The organism is Sulfuricurvum sp. (genome assembly GCF_049305995.1).
Classification (GTDB): domain Bacteria; phylum Campylobacterota; class Campylobacteria; order Campylobacterales; family Sulfurimonadaceae; genus Sulfuricurvum.
The window spans coordinates 1-14,044 of the sequence record NZ_JBAQPS010000156.1; the positions used below are offsets into that span (position 1 = coordinate 1).

Below are 14,044 nucleotides of genomic sequence, written 5' to 3' on the forward strand. Positions count from 1 at the left end.
TCAAATTAGTCAATTTGCACGGATTATCGGAGTGTGTGATGTATTTGATGCCCTTTCAACCAAGCGTTCCTATAAAGCACCCATGACATCATTTCAAGCACTAAAATTAATGAAAGATCAATTTAGCCGTCATTTGGATATGAGTTTGGTTGATGCATTTATAAGAATGTTACATAAGCAGGAACAGATAAAATGAAAAAAATGACAATAGCGGATGCTGCAGAATATTTTAATGTTTCTAAAGAGGCGATTCATAACCGCATCAGACGGGGAAGTTTAGATTGTATTGTCGAAAATGGAGTGAAATATGTTGCTGTTGAATCTGCAAAATCGACTGTATCTAACACGGTGAATGATAACCGTTATACGCAGTACATCGAACAAGAAAATGAACGGCTCCGTGAAAAAGTAGATGTCCTCGAAAAAGAGACCACTCGATTACGCGATCAGCGAGAACAAATGCTGATTGATGAACGGATCAAAGTGGAACAAATTTACAAAGAACGGGACGCACAGCTACGGAGTGTCTTGCATGTTGTCGCGACCAAATTTCTCTCCCATGCCAATTCTGATGCAGTTATGCAAGAAGCCGATGCGATTAATGCCGATGTTGTCGATACTGACATTGAAGAATGGGTATCTCTAAAATCATTTTTAAAACTCAAACGAATTAAAGATAAAGAGAAAAAGCAGATTAAACAACGTTTTGAATCAGCGGTAGAAGAGGATGACGAACGCCTTAACGTCCGCGACGGGAAAATTTTCTTGAATCCTTCTCGGTACGATTACTCGGACTTGTTGCGTTTTTAATTCCTTGTTTGGCTCGGTTGAGATTGTTAAAACACCCCTGACAGATGGCAAACTCCGCATTGGGTGCCAATGGCTTTCCGCACGTTTTACAACGAGGGACGAAGTGACTTTGTTGGAGTGAGTTTTCGATAAATCGGTTTAGTTCCCCTCTAAACAGTCGTGCTTTTTCCGCATCCACGAAAAACTCTGCCATTCGGTACGACAGCCACAGATACAAACTGATCTCTTTGATCCGATCTTCCGCCTCTTGGAGTTCCTCCATCGATAACGCATAGTTCCCTAATTGCTTCGGCGGGATATAAGCGATCGGTTTTTTTTGCTCTAGCGCCCGTACATAGTGCTCGAATGCCGCCATCACCAGCGGCGATGAGGTGGAGAGCGGTGCGGTAGCGAGGGTGTATTTGGTGCGCATATCGAGATCGTAATGATCGATAATAGCAGAAGCCTCCTGCATCGATTCGAGATTGGCGGCGCGGAAAGGTCCCTCAAACTTCATATTTTCGACGAAAAAATCGACGATATTTGAGAGCGATTTCTCTTCCAAAATATTCGAGACGAGCATGATATGATCGAAGTTCGCCATAACATTAAACGGCAGTGTTATAGGTTCGATGTTTTTGGTAAAGAGGTTCGTAACGGTTTTGAGCACATCTCCCGTGAGTGCCCCGACGTACCCTTTTTCACTTAACCCATAGCGTCCCGCCCGTCCCGAAATCTGTCGTACTTCGGTGGCAGTTAGGTTGCGCTGGTTTTGACCGTCGAATTTATCCGCTTTGGAAAAGAGGAGTGTTTTGATCGGGAGGTTCAGCCCCATACTGATCGCATCGGTGGCGACGAGGATATCGGTTTCCCCTTCACGGAAGCGGCGTGCCTCTTCACGGCGCACTTCGGGGCTGAGATTGCCGTAGATGACGCTGGTTCGATACGTTTTAGAGAGCTGTTGTTTGAGCCGTAGGGCATTGGAGCGGGTAAAGGCGATCACGGCAGTTTTGGGCTCAATAGCATCGATAGGGGTGGCAGATTTGAGAAGTTCGAGGGGATTTTTGCGCTCAAACTCGACAATCTCCAACGGCTCACCTAGATATTCAGCTAACGCGATAACCGCCTCGCGGGCATTGGGTGATCCCGTCATAATAACGGTTTTGGCGGGTGCTCCGATGATAGCATTTGCCCACGCCCATCCCCGATCACGGTCATCGATCATCTGTACCTCATCGATAACACAGCAATCGACCTCAACCTCAAAGCTCAGCATCTCGATGGTGGAGCTGATATGGGTCGCATTTTCATCTAGGAGCTGTTCTTCACCCGTGATAAGTGACGCGCTAACCCCATCATCCCGAAGCGTCTCGTACCCCTCCAGTGCCAACAAACGCAACGGTGCGAGATAGTATCCTGTCCCCGCTTTTTTGAGGTGTTGGAACGCCGTATACGTTTTACCGCTGTTAGTGGGACCCGTGTGAAAGATCAGACGGCGGCGTAGTGAACGTGCCAGTGGGAAGAGATTTTTAAAATCACGCACCGTTCGGGCAAGGAGCGCTTGCCGTTGCCGTTTGAGCAGTTCACCCGCAATGCGCTGATCGTAGGAAAACAGTACCCGTCGAGAGGTTTTGGAACTGATATGGGGGGTGAGAGTGAGATACGGCATGAGTAACTCATACACGATAGCATAAAGGGTCTCTTCGCTCATCTCCAAAAGTTTGGAGCGTTCACGGCACTCATTCATCAAATGCTCTAGCTCAGTTAAAAAAGCTCGCTCTTCGTGGGTGCTTTGCTCCTCCACCATTGTGGTGATAGTGAGCTCTTCCTCGTTCCAGATTTGTCGGCTTAGCTCGTGCGCATCCAAGTGGAGTGAGAGGGTATATTCGAGCGGCTCCTCGCGGCGAGGAAGGATAAGCTGTTTCTCAATCTCGATGATCAAATCATCGGTGCCTACCGAGATAAGTGGGGTACCCAGATGACGCGCCAAAACATCGCGTAAAACATCGATGTTAAGCGATCCGTAGGTTTGGGTCGATGGGGGGGCACTTTTGAGCGAGGCGATGATCTGCTCACGATTTAGATAACGATGTGTACTCAAATTGAGAGAGGATAAAAACAGATTGGTTTGCTCTTGTTTTTGGTGTATTAGTGCTGTTTTTAGCTCACTGACCTCGGGAACCAATACCTCTAATGCCTCTTCATGGAGCCGTTTTTCATTCAGCGGCGGGGTTTTGAGGACATGGATTTTAGTAAAGGTCTCGGTATCAATATGATACGTGATCGGGGCATAATACTCTAACGTATCATCAAAATTAAATTTCCCCTCCAACGCTTTTTCAAGTGCTTCGCGTTTTCGGGTATAGCGGATGTGTTCGAGTTTAGAAGCGATTTTATCAGGGGTGATTTTGCGAGTACGGATGTCGATAAACGCCGCATGAAGGTCGCGTCGCTCCCCCTCGGTGATCTCAAAAGCTTCTAACAGCTCATCAATCTTCTCTTCACGCTCATGCGGTCTCTCTTTGGGTTTAGGATTGGGGTAAGTTTTCCCCTCATGTTTGAAAAACGCGACAATCAATTCACGATTGTCAGTCTCCCCCTCCGACCATAATCGACGGAACGTTCTAATCAAGGAGGTTTTATCGGTAGAACCCTCAAATATCCCCAGTGTGTGGGCGAGGGCGATAAGTACCTCGGTCGGGACTCGCTCAATACCCTCATCAAATCCCTCATCGCCGAAAAAATGGCGGATGGATTGATTGAGTTTTATCATTTTTTTCTTTTTCTTTGCCATAGTGTAAGTGTAGCTAAAAAGAGTTTGTAATTTTCAGTGTATCCTTACTTTCAATTACGCTATAATTCATACATAACTTTTTATACATAAAAAGGATGATGTATGAGTGCAGGTGTACGAAAAAATTTTATCTTTGATCCAACGGTAGCGCAACATCTTGAAGAGTTGGCGGCATCACAGGGGAAATCGCTCAATAAAACAGTACAAGAGTTGATCGAAGAGCGTTACAAAGAGACCGAAAAACAAGAGAAATTAAAAATATTACATGAATTGGCTGGTAGTGCTACGGGATTGTTTGGAAATTTAACCATCCAGGAAATTAAGGCAAATATGGATGTGTAAACGAATATTTTTTGACGCAAATATAATCGTGGATATATTCGATACTACAAGAGAAAACCACATCGATAGTTTGAAGGTGTATGCGTGGGCGATCGAAAATAATTGCGAGCTATTTACAAGTTGTGATATTGTGACCACGATCTATTACATTGTTTCTAAAAAAGGGAAACAAGAAGCAAGAGAGAAGATACGGCAAATTAATAAAATTATTCAAATAATAGAGTTTTCCAATGCTGAAGTGGAACAAACATGCGCTCTTATGAGTGAAGATAGTTGTTTTAATGATCTAGAAGATACCGTGCAATATGTTTTGGCACAAGCAAAAAAATGTGATGTGATTATCACTAACGATCAACAGTTTCATAGTCCCGATATTGCACTCCATACCTCAAAATCATTTTTGGAACTCTTATGATTGATCTAAGTGTTGATGAATGGACCCAAGAAGAGTTTTTACGGAACAAAAAAGAGCTCGAAGCAAGCGGGATCAAAGTGTTCCTGATCGATACGATTTTGAATTCTATCGACGGTGCTGAGACGACACTGTATGCTCCACCGTTACTGAGAGCAGAGCCGGAGGGGAGTGTGTTTGTCTTTTATTGCGACAGCGGTAAATCCTCCAAAGCACGGCTGGGAGAGTTTCGAGCCAAATTTCCGAATCATGTGTGTATCAGTTTGCGTGGAGGGCGAGGGTATTGGCGCAAGAATCTGCGAGTATAACAGCATCGTGTGAGGCGTTTGTCCGATCTATCGAAGAGGGGCGTTATTATGATGCACATGAGGATTTAGAGTTTTTGTGGCATCCGCGTCGCGCAGAGGAGAATGATGAGGTACGGCTGTGGAAAGGGTTTATTAATGCGGCGGTTTGTTTTGAACTCATCAAGCGAGGGCGACCCAAGCCATCAGAGACAGCATGGCAAACGTATCTCAAATATTCTTCCCTACTGGAGCATCTTGTAACTCCCCATAAACAACTCTACGTTAAAATGATACAAATAATTGAATCCAAAAAGGCTAGTAATGTCTGAATTTTTAAAAGCGATGGCATTTCGCCACGCGTGTAAAGTGTTTGATACCGAAAAACCGATTCCAAGTGGGCAATTTGATTCGATGCTCGAAGTACTGCGTGCTTCCCCCTCGTCCTTTGGGATGGAGCCGTGGAGATTGATCGTAATCCGCAATCCGAACTTGCGTAAAGCACTAAAAAGTGCGTGTTGGAATCAAAATCAGATTACCGATTGCTCTGAACTGGTGATTTTTACGACCGATAATGACAGCGTACGAAGCGGTACACCGTACGTACGGAAGATGTTCGAACGTCGTGGACTTCCTAGTGAAGCGGTTGATACCTATATGGGTGTGTATAAAAACTATTTAGAACCTATCGAAGTCGATGAGGTGCTGTTAGAAAACTGGACAGCAAAACAGTGCTACATTGCTTTGGCAAATATGATGACCTGTGCCGCGACATTAGAGATCGACAGCTGCCCGATCGAAGGGTTTGACAAAGAGGAGGTCGAAGCGATCCTAGACCTCGAATACGGTCACAGTGTTGCCGTTATCTGTGCATTTGGCTATCGAGTTAAAGCACAAAGTGAACAAAAACGGCTTGAGATGAAACAGATTGTTGAGATTCGCTAAGGAGATAATATGCTACAAAAAATCGAACACGTTGAAGACAAAGTGACCCATTATACCGATTTGGCGATGGGATACGCTACGGAGTACGGAGTAAAAATACTCGGCTCACTCCTTATTTTCTTTATCGGCAAGTGGGTTATCCGTAAAATCGTTATGTTAATGCGCAAAGGGATGGAGCGAGCTAATGTCGATTCGACACTGATCTCGTTTGCAAGCAATGCCCTTTATGTCGGAGCGATTATTGTTATTATCATTGCGGCGATCAGTAATCTTGGAGTAGAAACGACCTCCTTTGTTGCCGTATTCGGTGCGGCAGGGTTGGCGATTGGGCTAGCACTCAAGGATACCCTCTCCAATGTTGGTGCGGCAGTGCTTATTATCTTTTTTCGTCCGTTTAAAGTGGGAGATTTTATCGAAACATCGGGGGTTATGGGAACTGTTAAATCGATTAATCTGTTCTCGACAACGCTCACAACGACCGATAACCGTTCGATTATTATTCCAAACGGGACGTTGATCGGCGGTAATATCATTAATTATACGGGAAATCATACTCGACGCATTGATATGACGTTCGTCATTGACTATAAAGATGATTTAAGGGTTGCCAAAGAGGTTGTTATGAATGTATTGCAAACTCATGAAAAGGTGTTAAAAGAACCTGCTCCGGTGGTTGCTGTCGGTGCTTTGGAACGCGATGGTGTTCAGTTGATTGCTCGCCCGTGGGTATCAGTTGAACATTACTGGGATGTGATGTTTGAGATTACCGAATCGGTTAAGCTCGAATTTGATAAACATAAAATTACCGTACCGTTTCCGCAAATGGATTTGCACGTCAAAAAAGGGGAGATATGATTCGAAAAGGGTTTATTTCCTCTTTGGTTTTAAGCGCTACACTTATGGGGCAAGAGTCGTCACTTGTAACCCAAAGCAAAATTTTATATATTAATGCTAAAAAAAATACAGATATCCCATTGGTTGCTTTTGAAGGTGCGGCAAAAAAACAATGGGATGAACATGCATTGGGTATTAATGTGAATTTATACCAATCAACCGACGCTGAGAAGATACCCAAAGATAAATGGTCAAGTGAGCTAAGTTATAACTATCAAATCGGTTCTCGGATGTGTATAAACTATCTAGTAGGTTATAAAGAGGATCGTTTTATCGGATTGGATTATCAGCTTTATAGCAGACCCCAGATCGAACTCAAAGCAATTGATTACGGGGCACACAAGCTTGATTTTAAAGCCCATGTTCTGTATGGAGAGAATAAACTTGAAACCCTACAGAGTGATAGCTACTCTTCGAGCAAGGTCGGTGCCATCTACTATTGGCAAGCGAAAGATAATTTGAAATTTACCCAAGAATCTTTTTACCGCGTCAATTTGGAGAATACGCAGTATAGTTATATTAACAGTAAAATCGGTATGGAAACTAAGCTCACCCGCACTCTCTCAATGGGACTCAATTATAAAGTCGATTATAGGACTGTCCCTTTATCCCCCTCCAAAACCGATCGAACAATTTTCGTCTCTTTGATTACGAAACTTTTTTAGTCTTTAGAGTTGATCCAAAACGCTACTGTCGCCCCTAGTGCAGCAATAGAGCCTCCGATAAAGAGCATAGATGGGATGTGCTGATAGATTAACCCCGCTCCCAACGCCCCCACAAATCCCCCTAATCCGTACGAGATACCGAAGAAAAACTGCTGAGAGAGGCGACGTGCAGGGTAGAGGGAGAATAAAACACTGATTGCGGCGGTGTGAAAAAGGGCAAAGCTAAACGCATGTAAACTTTGAGAGGCGAACAACATCCAGAGTGAACTTGGGAAAAGTGCTACCAAAAGCCATCTCAGTGCTGTAATTAAAGCGGTTATCCACAAAAGAGCATGGAGATTGCGCATGAGCAGTTTGCCTTGATAGTAAAACATGATGATCTCCGCGATGACTCCGAAACTCCACAACCACACTGTTGTCTCCAGAGATACACCGTGATCGGTCGTATAGATGGTGAAAAAGTTGTAAAAAGGGCCAAAACTCACCTGCATCAGGAAAAAGCCGATCCACAGAGGAATATGTTCTCGTATGGAAAAACGGCACGCTTCATCAGAAGCATCACATTCGCTAGAAGGAGTTTTTCCCTCTTTGAGCCCGATCAATGCACCAAACAACAGCGTTGCGAGAGCCATTGCGATTAAAAAGAGGATTCCAATAGATGCAGCGGTGAGAAATTTCACCAACACCAGAGCAACGGCGATAAATCCCAGTGAACCGAAAAGTCGGATTTTGCCGTAACGCTCTTTTCCGATTTGTTCCAGTGCGATCACTTCGATGTAGGGGAGGATGAGGGCTATTCCGATTCCAAAGAGGATATTGACGGCAAGCAAAGACCAAAAGGATTCGAGTGCGGGATAAAATCCGATGGCACCTAAAGCCATAAGCGTTAATGCGCTAAAAAAGGTTCTTTGACTGAGACGGAATCCTCTTAAAAAAAGAAACGGGATTGCAAACCGTACTAGAGGTGCTGATGCGAAGATGATACCGATTGCGGTGGGTTCAAATCCAACCATGGAGAGGATTTTAGGGATGAAAATGATATGGACACCGATCAGGGCAAAATAGAAAAAATAGAATAAGGCGATTAAAACAGCCACGTTAGGCTTCGCGAATGACGGCAGTACCGCTTATAAGATCATGGAGAGTACGTTTATCTTTGCGGAATAGTCCGATAAAAAATCCAACCAAAGTGATAAGGGAGATAAAATAACCGATAAAACGGAGTGTTAGTTTTAAAACAGAGGCATTTTGAAGTGTTTGTGCATCGACAACACGGATACGGGAAAGTTTTTTCCCCGGAGTTTGGCCACTCGTATGCCAAAGCCATACATAGGTGATGAGAAATAGGATTATTTGGGTGATGGATGCGATAGGATTAGGGGGATTGGTTTGGGCTTTTGGGTCATGTACTAACACGTCCAAACCACTGGCACTGTGCATTTGATCGTAACCGAAGATCGCCATAGTGAGGAGGGAAATCGGCAATCCGATCATAAAAATATCAGTAATAAACCCTGCGGCACGAGGCCAAAAAGGGGCAAAGAGTGTTTTTGGTTTTTGGTTTTGCGGGTAAGATTGTTTTTTAGTTTTAAGGGTTCGCCATCTCATAACGAAATTATAACGTTATTACTGTTCGTTTACCAATTTGATTCATAATTCTTTTATCCCGATTGACAGCAGCAAGTCAATAGAGATTTTTTTCATTCATCACTCACTCCTTAAGTTTCAAAGCCTCAGCGGGACTCCTTACTCGCTTGGGTTATCTTCCTAAACCATTAACCATTGCCGAGAGTGTTTATAATAAACGAAACACTAAATGTAAAACTACAATGCACCTATATATGACTCATTTTTTCTTTTGTTGCATGGTATATTGGCATTAAAATTGGATTGAACGCTTTGGTTGAAATCACTGCATGTTCTCCAACCCGTAGCAGTGATGCTTCCTCCTGCGATGCAACGGTTCGAATCACCGATGAGCCTGCTAATAGAGTTACGATATAGACAGGTGTGTCTTCTTCGATTTTGAGTACTTCGGCTATAAGCTGTAATTTTCCACTCAGTGCATGAGCGCTAAAAAACTCAAGAGGGTTGGCAATCTTAGCGATACGCCCTTTTTCAATCGATGCTAAACGATCAGAGAGTTTGACCGTTTCGGCGATATCGTGACTCACAAGTAGGGTTGTTACCCCCATTTTTGTATGGATCTGTGTCAACTCATTTTGGAGTTTTTGGCGCATAGAGGGATCGAGTGCCGAGAGGGGTTCATCGAGGAGTAAAATCTTCGGATGTCGTACCAATGCACGTGCGAGGGCTACACGCTGTTTCTGTCCACCTGAGAGGGTAGAAGGGAGACGGTTGGCGAGATTTTCAAGCTCCACCATGGCAATGAGCTCATCCACCCCTTGTTTTTGTTCTGCGGTTTCTGCGGCAAAGAGGAGGTTTTCACGGACACTCATCGTCGGGAAGAGGGCGTAGTCTTGGAAGACAAATCCGATACTCCGTTTTTGGGGTGGAAGGTTGATTTTTTTGCTTTTATCAAACCACACTTCACCATCCACTTCGATCACTCCGCTGCTCGGTGTTTCGAGTCCTGAGATCATACGCATCAATGTTGTTTTTCCGGCACCGGAGGGACCGAAGAGGGTTAGAAACTCTCCGTTACAGATCTCAATAATAAATTCGGCGTTTAACACTCCATCAGCAGTGTTAAGGGTTTTGGTGACGTTTATAGATATCATCGTAGTCCCTCTAGTGATTTTTTATTCAGAGTGTAGACGATGAGCAAGATCGCAAACGTCACGACAAAGAGGGTGAGGGCGTATTGGTGCGCTAAGACATAGTTGAGCGATTCCACTTCGTCATAGATGGCGATGGAGGCGACACGGGTTTCGTCAGGGATATTTCCTCCGATCATGAGGATTACCCCGAACTCTCCGACCGTATGGGCAAACGCGAGGACGATCCCTGAGATAAGTCCGTGACGGATAGAGGGGAGGATAACCCGTATCATGGTCTCAATTTTCGATTTGCCGAGGGTGTAGGCGGCTTCAAAGATCGATTTGGGCACTTGGGAGAGGGCGGATTGGATCGGGTGGACCATAAATGGCAAACTAAAGAGGACGGAGCCAATCACCAACCCCTCGAAACTAAACGCCAGCCGTATCCCGTGAGAGGTTAAAAACTCCCCGATAAACGAAGCGGGGCTAAAGGCGAGGAGGAGATAAAATCCCAGTACCGAGGGGGGCAATACGAGGGGCATACTGACGATGGTCTCAGCAACACTTTTGAAACGGGTTTTGCTAAACGCTAAAAATGCGGCTAATGGGATACCGATAAGGAGTAAAATAACCGTGGTGACGGCAGCCAGCTCAAAGGTCAGCGTCATCGTGGTTAAAAATTCATTTTCCATGGGTTTCCTTTAGGAGTGAAATTTCAGAGGGTTGAACCATCCAGTGTATTTCATCGCCTTCACTTATCGCGAGGGTGTTAAACGTCAGTGTCGGTACCAACGCGATGAGATTCATCTCGTGATAGGTGAGGGTGATTTGAGAGAGGACAATTCCAGATTCGATCTTTTGGACGGTAGCGCGGGCACAATTTGCGCTCGTGGCGGTGACGTTTTTGGAGAGGATTATTTCGGTCTCTTTGAACGCCAAGGTGATATCGGCTCCGATGAGAGCATTTGAGGCTTCGGCGAGGAGGAGGTGAAACGGCTCATTGGCTACGGTAACACTAAGGATGCTGAGGTGCTCTGAAGCAGTTACTGCGGTGATGGTGGCTTTTAGGGTATTCATAAATTATTGCATTCCTTTTTTGTAGAGTTTAATGGCGGATAGGGAGAGGATAAAGGCTAAAAAGAGTTGTAAATGTCCGCTGGAAAAGAGTCCAAGCATCGATTTTCCTATCCAGGCCCCGAGAACCGATCCTCCTGCCATCGAGGCGATAAGGGATAGGTTGGGCTTGACGATGGTAAAAGGGGCTCTATTTTTATAGCGATAGAGTCCCACCATAATAGTAGGCAAACTGACCATTAGGCTAAGGGTTCCGGCTATTTTAATATCTACACCATAAAGCAGGGCGATGGTCGGGATGATGAGCTCTCCTCCAGCGACACCGAGCATACTACTAAATAGCCCGATAATGATCCCTGCACTAAACCCCAGAAGCGTCATAGAGATGAGGTTTAACCGTAATGGATCGAAATGGATTAGGGTTTCTGTAATCATCACCAGTGCTAAAATTCCTAATAGTATCGCAACAATCCGATCAAGTCGCTTTTCATCGATTTTTGATGCCAAAGAAGCACCTATGGAAGCACCGATGAGTGAGCCTGAGAGAAGCGTTAGTATGATAGGTAAATACGGCTCCACGGCACTCCACGATTCCCATCTAAATATCAGTGATGATATAACGGTAACCCATGAGATGATGAGGTTAATCACCACGGCATGAAGGGTCGCAAAATCAAAGATAAAGGTGAGAACGGGGAGGCGAAACTCTGCACCGCCAAGCCCCATCAACCCCCCTAAAATACCGATAAGTGCACCGTAGAAAAATGGTTTGATGATGGATTTTAGGGTGTTCATTCCAAATAGTCTTCTTTTTCTTCAATAAGTTTTTGTAGTTCTTCTTTACTTGGTAAAACGGTTAAATATCGACTGGCAAAAATTTGTTGATTCTCTTCCGGTAAAGTTAATTCAACGAGAGTGTCACTTTTTTGTTTGCATAAAATAATCCCGATGGTTTTATTTTCATCTTCTGATTTCTCAAATCGATCAAAATAGTTGACATACATCATCATTTGCCCAATGTCTTGATGTTTTAATTCGCCGATTTTCAGATCGATTACTACGAAACACTTTAAAATTCGATTGTAAAATACGAGGTCAACATAAAAATGCTTTTCTTCGAGAGTAATCCGCTTTTGGCGTGCAACAAAAGTAAAACCTTTTCCAAGCTCAAGTAAAAAATGTTCCAGTTTTTCGATTAATCTTTTTTCTAATTCAGATTCACTGTAGTGTTGGAGCACGGGTAAACCGATAAATTCTAAGATATAGGGGTCTTTGATGGTATCTTCGGGCTGTTCAATGATATGTCCATGTGTCGAAAGCTTACGAACCCTATTCTGATTTAGACTGAGGCGTAGTCGTTCATACAAACCACTGTCATATTGTCGTTTGAATTCTCTAAGACTCCATCGGTTTTCACTTGCTTCAATTTCATAAAAGGCTCTTTCATCAACATTTGTTATTTTCATCAAAAATAGATAATGTGACCAACTGAGATTTAATTTACGAGACACTGTCTCGTATTTTGCATAGGTAAGGTAAAACTGTCTCATATTTTGGAGATTATCAACTGAAAACCCACGACCGAACTTTTCACTTAGTCGTTGGGATAGCTCTTTTAATAGTTGCTTACCGTATTTGGCACGTTCATTTCCCTCTTGTTCTTCTTCTACTATTTTTTGACCTATAGTAAAATAGGTCAGCACCATTGCGGTATTGACATGACCTAAAATTTCTCGACGAGCATTCTCTAAAAGAGAGATAACGGAATCAAAAAATGGAGTGTTAGATATTGGTTTCATTATTTAGAGTCCATTTTTTTAATAATAGAAGTGATTTTTTCGAGTTGATCGAGAGCTATGTTTTTATCTCCGCTTTTGTCGCCGTAGATACTGTGGACGGGGTTATCGAAGATTTTTTCGAGAGGTGTTTTTATTAGATCAAGGAGTTTGTCTTGGTCATCAGTAAAGTCCGTTTTGAATTGATTGTAATTATTCATGAGAGTTTGTGCCAAAATACGTTTATAATCAAACTCTTCATAAAGTTTTTTAGCTTTAGTGTATTCATTGAGGGCAAAGGCAACATAAATGATTAGTGGAATATTGATGGTTAATTTGAGCATCATGAAATGCCAAAATTCAATTTCTAAGTTTGCAGTAAAATAGATTATCCAAGAAATTAAATTAACCAAAAGTAGAATTGCGATTGCTCCATAAAATCCACTAAATTCCCAAGGTTTCCATGAGAGACTTCCAACTTTTTTCTGATATTCTTGTTTTAAATCATCAGATTTGTGTTGTAATTCTTTTGATAAATTATAGGCTATATGACCTTCTTTAGCATTTTTGAGTTCTTGTATCTCTTGATTAACTAGTCCACTACTATTTTTGGCTTCATCATATAATGAAAGTGTTTTGGTAAGAATCTTATGGATGTTATCTTGTGCTTCTGTGCTCTGTAAATCTGCAATACTTTCTTTGATTTCATTAATTTCATTCGAATAAGCTTTTTCATTTTGCTCATTCCTGATTACTATTTCATTAAGCGGCTTTTGCTCTTGTTCTAAAGTTTTTATGCGTTTTTCTAAATCATTTAGCTGCATATTTTTAACTGATTCTTCTACAAGCTGAGCGGCAGTTGAAGAACTGTGTATAAGTGCTGATAGTGATTTATCATGATCTTGCGATAATAACTTTGCTAATCCTGCGGTTTCTGATGGAGATGGTGTTTGTTTAACAGTGCTGATTGTAGTCATGTAGTCATTAAAAACTTTTGCTGATTCAAGAAGTTCATTCTGTGTATTTTTATTGGAAGAATTATTCAAAAATGCACGTGAAGCAATAGTAAAGCGATTTAAAAAATTTGTATAGTATTTTCGCAAATCATCAATGCTTCCCGTATCTAAATAATCGTAGCTATTCATTTTTACAGTATTGAAAGCAACATCAACAGGAGAAAAAGTTTGTATATCTGCAAAATAGGAACGTAAAGACGCACGTATATCGATTTCCTTTGATTTTAAGAAATCAATATCCTCAATAATTTTTACTTTAACTAGTTCCCGTTCTTCTTGTTCAGACATTCTTCATTTCCTTTTATGGTTCTACAAATAAGCATTTTCTTCGTCA

General features: G+C 42.7%; 18 protein-coding genes. 9 read left to right on the forward strand and 9 right to left on the reverse strand.

The genetic code is table 11. The features are described from left to right. Nucleotides 1-196: HD-GYP domain-containing protein (locus WA010_RS05205; RefSeq protein ID WP_422556084.1), on the forward strand; the 196-nt coding region annotated here is incomplete at its 5' end. Beyond that, complete coding sequence (locus WA010_RS05210) at nucleotides 193-810, forward strand: DNA-binding protein (RefSeq protein ID WP_422556085.1); 618 nt, start codon at nucleotides 193-195, stop codon at nucleotides 808-810. The genes WA010_RS05205 and WA010_RS05210, both read left to right, overlap by 4 nt. Here WA010_RS05210 and WA010_RS05215 read toward each other — a convergent pair. Further along, nucleotides 740-3,562 (reverse strand): helicase-related protein, encoded by a 2,823-nt coding sequence (locus tag WA010_RS05215; protein ID WP_422556086.1) that lies wholly within the window; start codon nucleotides 3,560-3,562, stop codon nucleotides 740-742. The two genes, WA010_RS05210 and WA010_RS05215, sit on opposite strands and share 71 nt — an antisense overlap. A gap of 123 nt (nucleotides 3,563-3,685) precedes the next feature. On the opposite strand from WA010_RS05215, the gene WA010_RS05220 reads away from it, so the two are divergent. Genes WA010_RS05220 through WA010_RS05250 form a run of 7 tightly spaced genes read left to right on the forward strand, consistent with a single transcriptional unit; the run spans nucleotide 3,686 to nucleotide 7,125 of the window. Beyond that, complete coding sequence (locus WA010_RS05220) at nucleotides 3,686-3,925, forward strand: hypothetical protein (RefSeq protein WP_422556087.1); 240 nt, start codon at nucleotides 3,686-3,688, stop codon at nucleotides 3,923-3,925. After that, entirely contained in the window at nucleotides 3,918-4,340 is a 423-nt protein-coding gene (locus WA010_RS05225; protein ID WP_422556088.1) for a type II toxin-antitoxin system VapC family toxin, read from the forward strand. Before WA010_RS05220 ends, WA010_RS05225 begins: the two co-directional genes overlap by 8 nt. Further along, on the forward strand, nucleotides 4,337-4,645 hold the full coding sequence (locus tag WA010_RS05230) for a hypothetical protein (protein ID WP_422556089.1): 309 nt from the start codon (nucleotides 4,337-4,339) through the stop codon (nucleotides 4,643-4,645). The genes WA010_RS05225 and WA010_RS05230 overlap by 4 nt, the downstream gene beginning before the upstream one ends. Further along, nucleotides 4,621-4,953: a DUF309 domain-containing protein gene (locus WA010_RS05235; RefSeq protein WP_422556090.1), complete on the forward strand. Its 333-nt coding sequence runs from the start codon at nucleotides 4,621-4,623 to the stop codon at nucleotides 4,951-4,953. Before WA010_RS05230 ends, WA010_RS05235 begins: the two co-directional genes overlap by 25 nt. Beyond that, entirely contained in the window at nucleotides 4,946-5,566 is a 621-nt protein-coding gene (locus WA010_RS05240) for an NAD(P)H-dependent oxidoreductase (RefSeq protein ID WP_422556091.1), read from the forward strand. Before WA010_RS05235 ends, WA010_RS05240 begins: the two co-directional genes overlap by 8 nt. Before the next feature lie 9 nt (nucleotides 5,567-5,575). Continuing rightward, the gene (locus WA010_RS05245; protein ID WP_422556092.1) at nucleotides 5,576-6,421 is read left to right on the forward strand and encodes a mechanosensitive ion channel family protein; all 846 of its coding nucleotides are present in this window, start codon (nucleotides 5,576-5,578) and stop codon (nucleotides 6,419-6,421) included. Then, on the forward strand, nucleotides 6,418-7,125 hold the full coding sequence (locus WA010_RS05250; protein WP_422556093.1) for a DUF481 domain-containing protein: 708 nt from the start codon (nucleotides 6,418-6,420) through the stop codon (nucleotides 7,123-7,125). The genes WA010_RS05245 and WA010_RS05250 overlap by 4 nt, the downstream gene beginning before the upstream one ends. On the opposite strand, the gene WA010_RS05255 is transcribed toward WA010_RS05250, so the two are convergent. From WA010_RS05255 to WA010_RS05290, 8 genes are all read right to left on the reverse strand, one after another. Beyond that, the gene (locus tag WA010_RS05255; RefSeq protein WP_422556094.1) at nucleotides 7,122-8,222 is read right to left on the reverse strand and encodes an MFS transporter; all 1,101 of its coding nucleotides are present in this window, start codon (nucleotides 8,220-8,222) and stop codon (nucleotides 7,122-7,124) included. The genes WA010_RS05250 and WA010_RS05255 overlap by 4 nt on opposite strands. Before the next feature lies 1 nt (nucleotide 8,223). Beyond that, nucleotides 8,224-8,733 carry an RDD family protein gene (locus WA010_RS05260; protein WP_422556095.1) on the reverse strand — a complete coding sequence of 170 codons (510 nt, stop codon included), beginning with the start codon at nucleotides 8,731-8,733 and terminating at the stop codon, nucleotides 8,224-8,226. Between the two features lie 227 nt (nucleotides 8,734-8,960). Further along, the gene (locus tag WA010_RS05265) at nucleotides 8,961-9,866 is read right to left on the reverse strand and encodes an ABC transporter ATP-binding protein (protein WP_422556096.1); all 906 of its coding nucleotides are present in this window, start codon (nucleotides 9,864-9,866) and stop codon (nucleotides 8,961-8,963) included. Continuing rightward, on the reverse strand, nucleotides 9,863-10,537 hold the full coding sequence (gene modB / locus WA010_RS05270; protein WP_422556097.1) for a molybdate ABC transporter permease subunit: 675 nt from the start codon (nucleotides 10,535-10,537) through the stop codon (nucleotides 9,863-9,865). Before modB ends, WA010_RS05265 begins: the two co-directional genes overlap by 4 nt. Further along, on the reverse strand, nucleotides 10,527-10,922 hold the full coding sequence (locus WA010_RS05275; protein ID WP_422556098.1) for a hypothetical protein: 396 nt from the start codon (nucleotides 10,920-10,922) through the stop codon (nucleotides 10,527-10,529). The genes modB and WA010_RS05275 overlap by 11 nt, the downstream gene beginning before the upstream one ends. Before the next feature lie 3 nt (nucleotides 10,923-10,925). Then, on the reverse strand, nucleotides 10,926-11,714 hold the full coding sequence (locus WA010_RS05280) for a sulfite exporter TauE/SafE family protein (protein WP_422556099.1): 789 nt from the start codon (nucleotides 11,712-11,714) through the stop codon (nucleotides 10,926-10,928). After that, on the reverse strand, nucleotides 11,711-12,718 hold the full coding sequence (locus WA010_RS05285) for a PDDEXK nuclease domain-containing protein (protein WP_422556100.1): 1,008 nt from the start codon (nucleotides 12,716-12,718) through the stop codon (nucleotides 11,711-11,713). The genes WA010_RS05280 and WA010_RS05285 overlap by 4 nt, the downstream gene beginning before the upstream one ends. Then, complete coding sequence (locus tag WA010_RS05290; protein ID WP_422556101.1) at nucleotides 12,718-13,998, reverse strand: hypothetical protein; 1,281 nt, start codon at nucleotides 13,996-13,998, stop codon at nucleotides 12,718-12,720. The genes WA010_RS05285 and WA010_RS05290 overlap by 1 nt, the downstream gene beginning before the upstream one ends. Between the last annotated feature and the right edge of the window lie 46 nt (nucleotides 13,999-14,044).

Excerpts from the sequence above, each read along its gene's own strand:
- WA010_RS05210 (WP_422556085.1), top strand. The coding sequence starts at position 193 with ATGAAAAAAATGACAATAGCGGATGCTGCAGAATATTTTAATGTTTCT.
- WA010_RS05215 (WP_422556086.1), bottom strand. The coding sequence starts at position 3,562 with ATGATAAAACTCAATCAATCCATCCGCCATTTTTTCGGCGATGAGGGA.
- WA010_RS05220 (WP_422556087.1), top strand. The coding sequence starts at position 3,686 with ATGAGTGCAGGTGTACGAAAAAATTTTATCTTTGATCCAACGGTAGCG.
- WA010_RS05225 (WP_422556088.1), top strand. The coding sequence starts at position 3,918 with ATGTGTAAACGAATATTTTTTGACGCAAATATAATCGTGGATATATTC.
- WA010_RS05230 (WP_422556089.1), top strand. The coding sequence starts at position 4,337 with ATGATTGATCTAAGTGTTGATGAATGGACCCAAGAAGAGTTTTTACGG.
- WA010_RS05240 (WP_422556091.1), top strand. The coding sequence starts at position 4,946 with ATGTCTGAATTTTTAAAAGCGATGGCATTTCGCCACGCGTGTAAAGTG.
- WA010_RS05245 (WP_422556092.1), top strand. The coding sequence starts at position 5,576 with ATGCTACAAAAAATCGAACACGTTGAAGACAAAGTGACCCATTATACC.
- WA010_RS05250 (WP_422556093.1), top strand. The coding sequence starts at position 6,418 with ATGATTCGAAAAGGGTTTATTTCCTCTTTGGTTTTAAGCGCTACACTT.
- WA010_RS05260 (WP_422556095.1), bottom strand. The coding sequence starts at position 8,733 with ATGAGATGGCGAACCCTTAAAACTAAAAAACAATCTTACCCGCAAAAC.
- WA010_RS05265 (WP_422556096.1), bottom strand. The coding sequence starts at position 9,866 with ATGATATCTATAAACGTCACCAAAACCCTTAACACTGCTGATGGAGTG.
- modB (WP_422556097.1), bottom strand. The coding sequence starts at position 10,537 with ATGGAAAATGAATTTTTAACCACGATGACGCTGACCTTTGAGCTGGCT.
- WA010_RS05275 (WP_422556098.1), bottom strand. The coding sequence starts at position 10,922 with ATGAATACCCTAAAAGCCACCATCACCGCAGTAACTGCTTCAGAGCAC.
- WA010_RS05280 (WP_422556099.1), bottom strand. The coding sequence starts at position 11,714 with ATGAACACCCTAAAATCCATCATCAAACCATTTTTCTACGGTGCACTT.
- WA010_RS05285 (WP_422556100.1), bottom strand. The coding sequence starts at position 12,718 with ATGAAACCAATATCTAACACTCCATTTTTTGATTCCGTTATCTCTCTT.
- WA010_RS05290 (WP_422556101.1), bottom strand. The coding sequence starts at position 13,998 with ATGTCTGAACAAGAAGAACGGGAACTAGTTAAAGTAAAAATTATTGAG.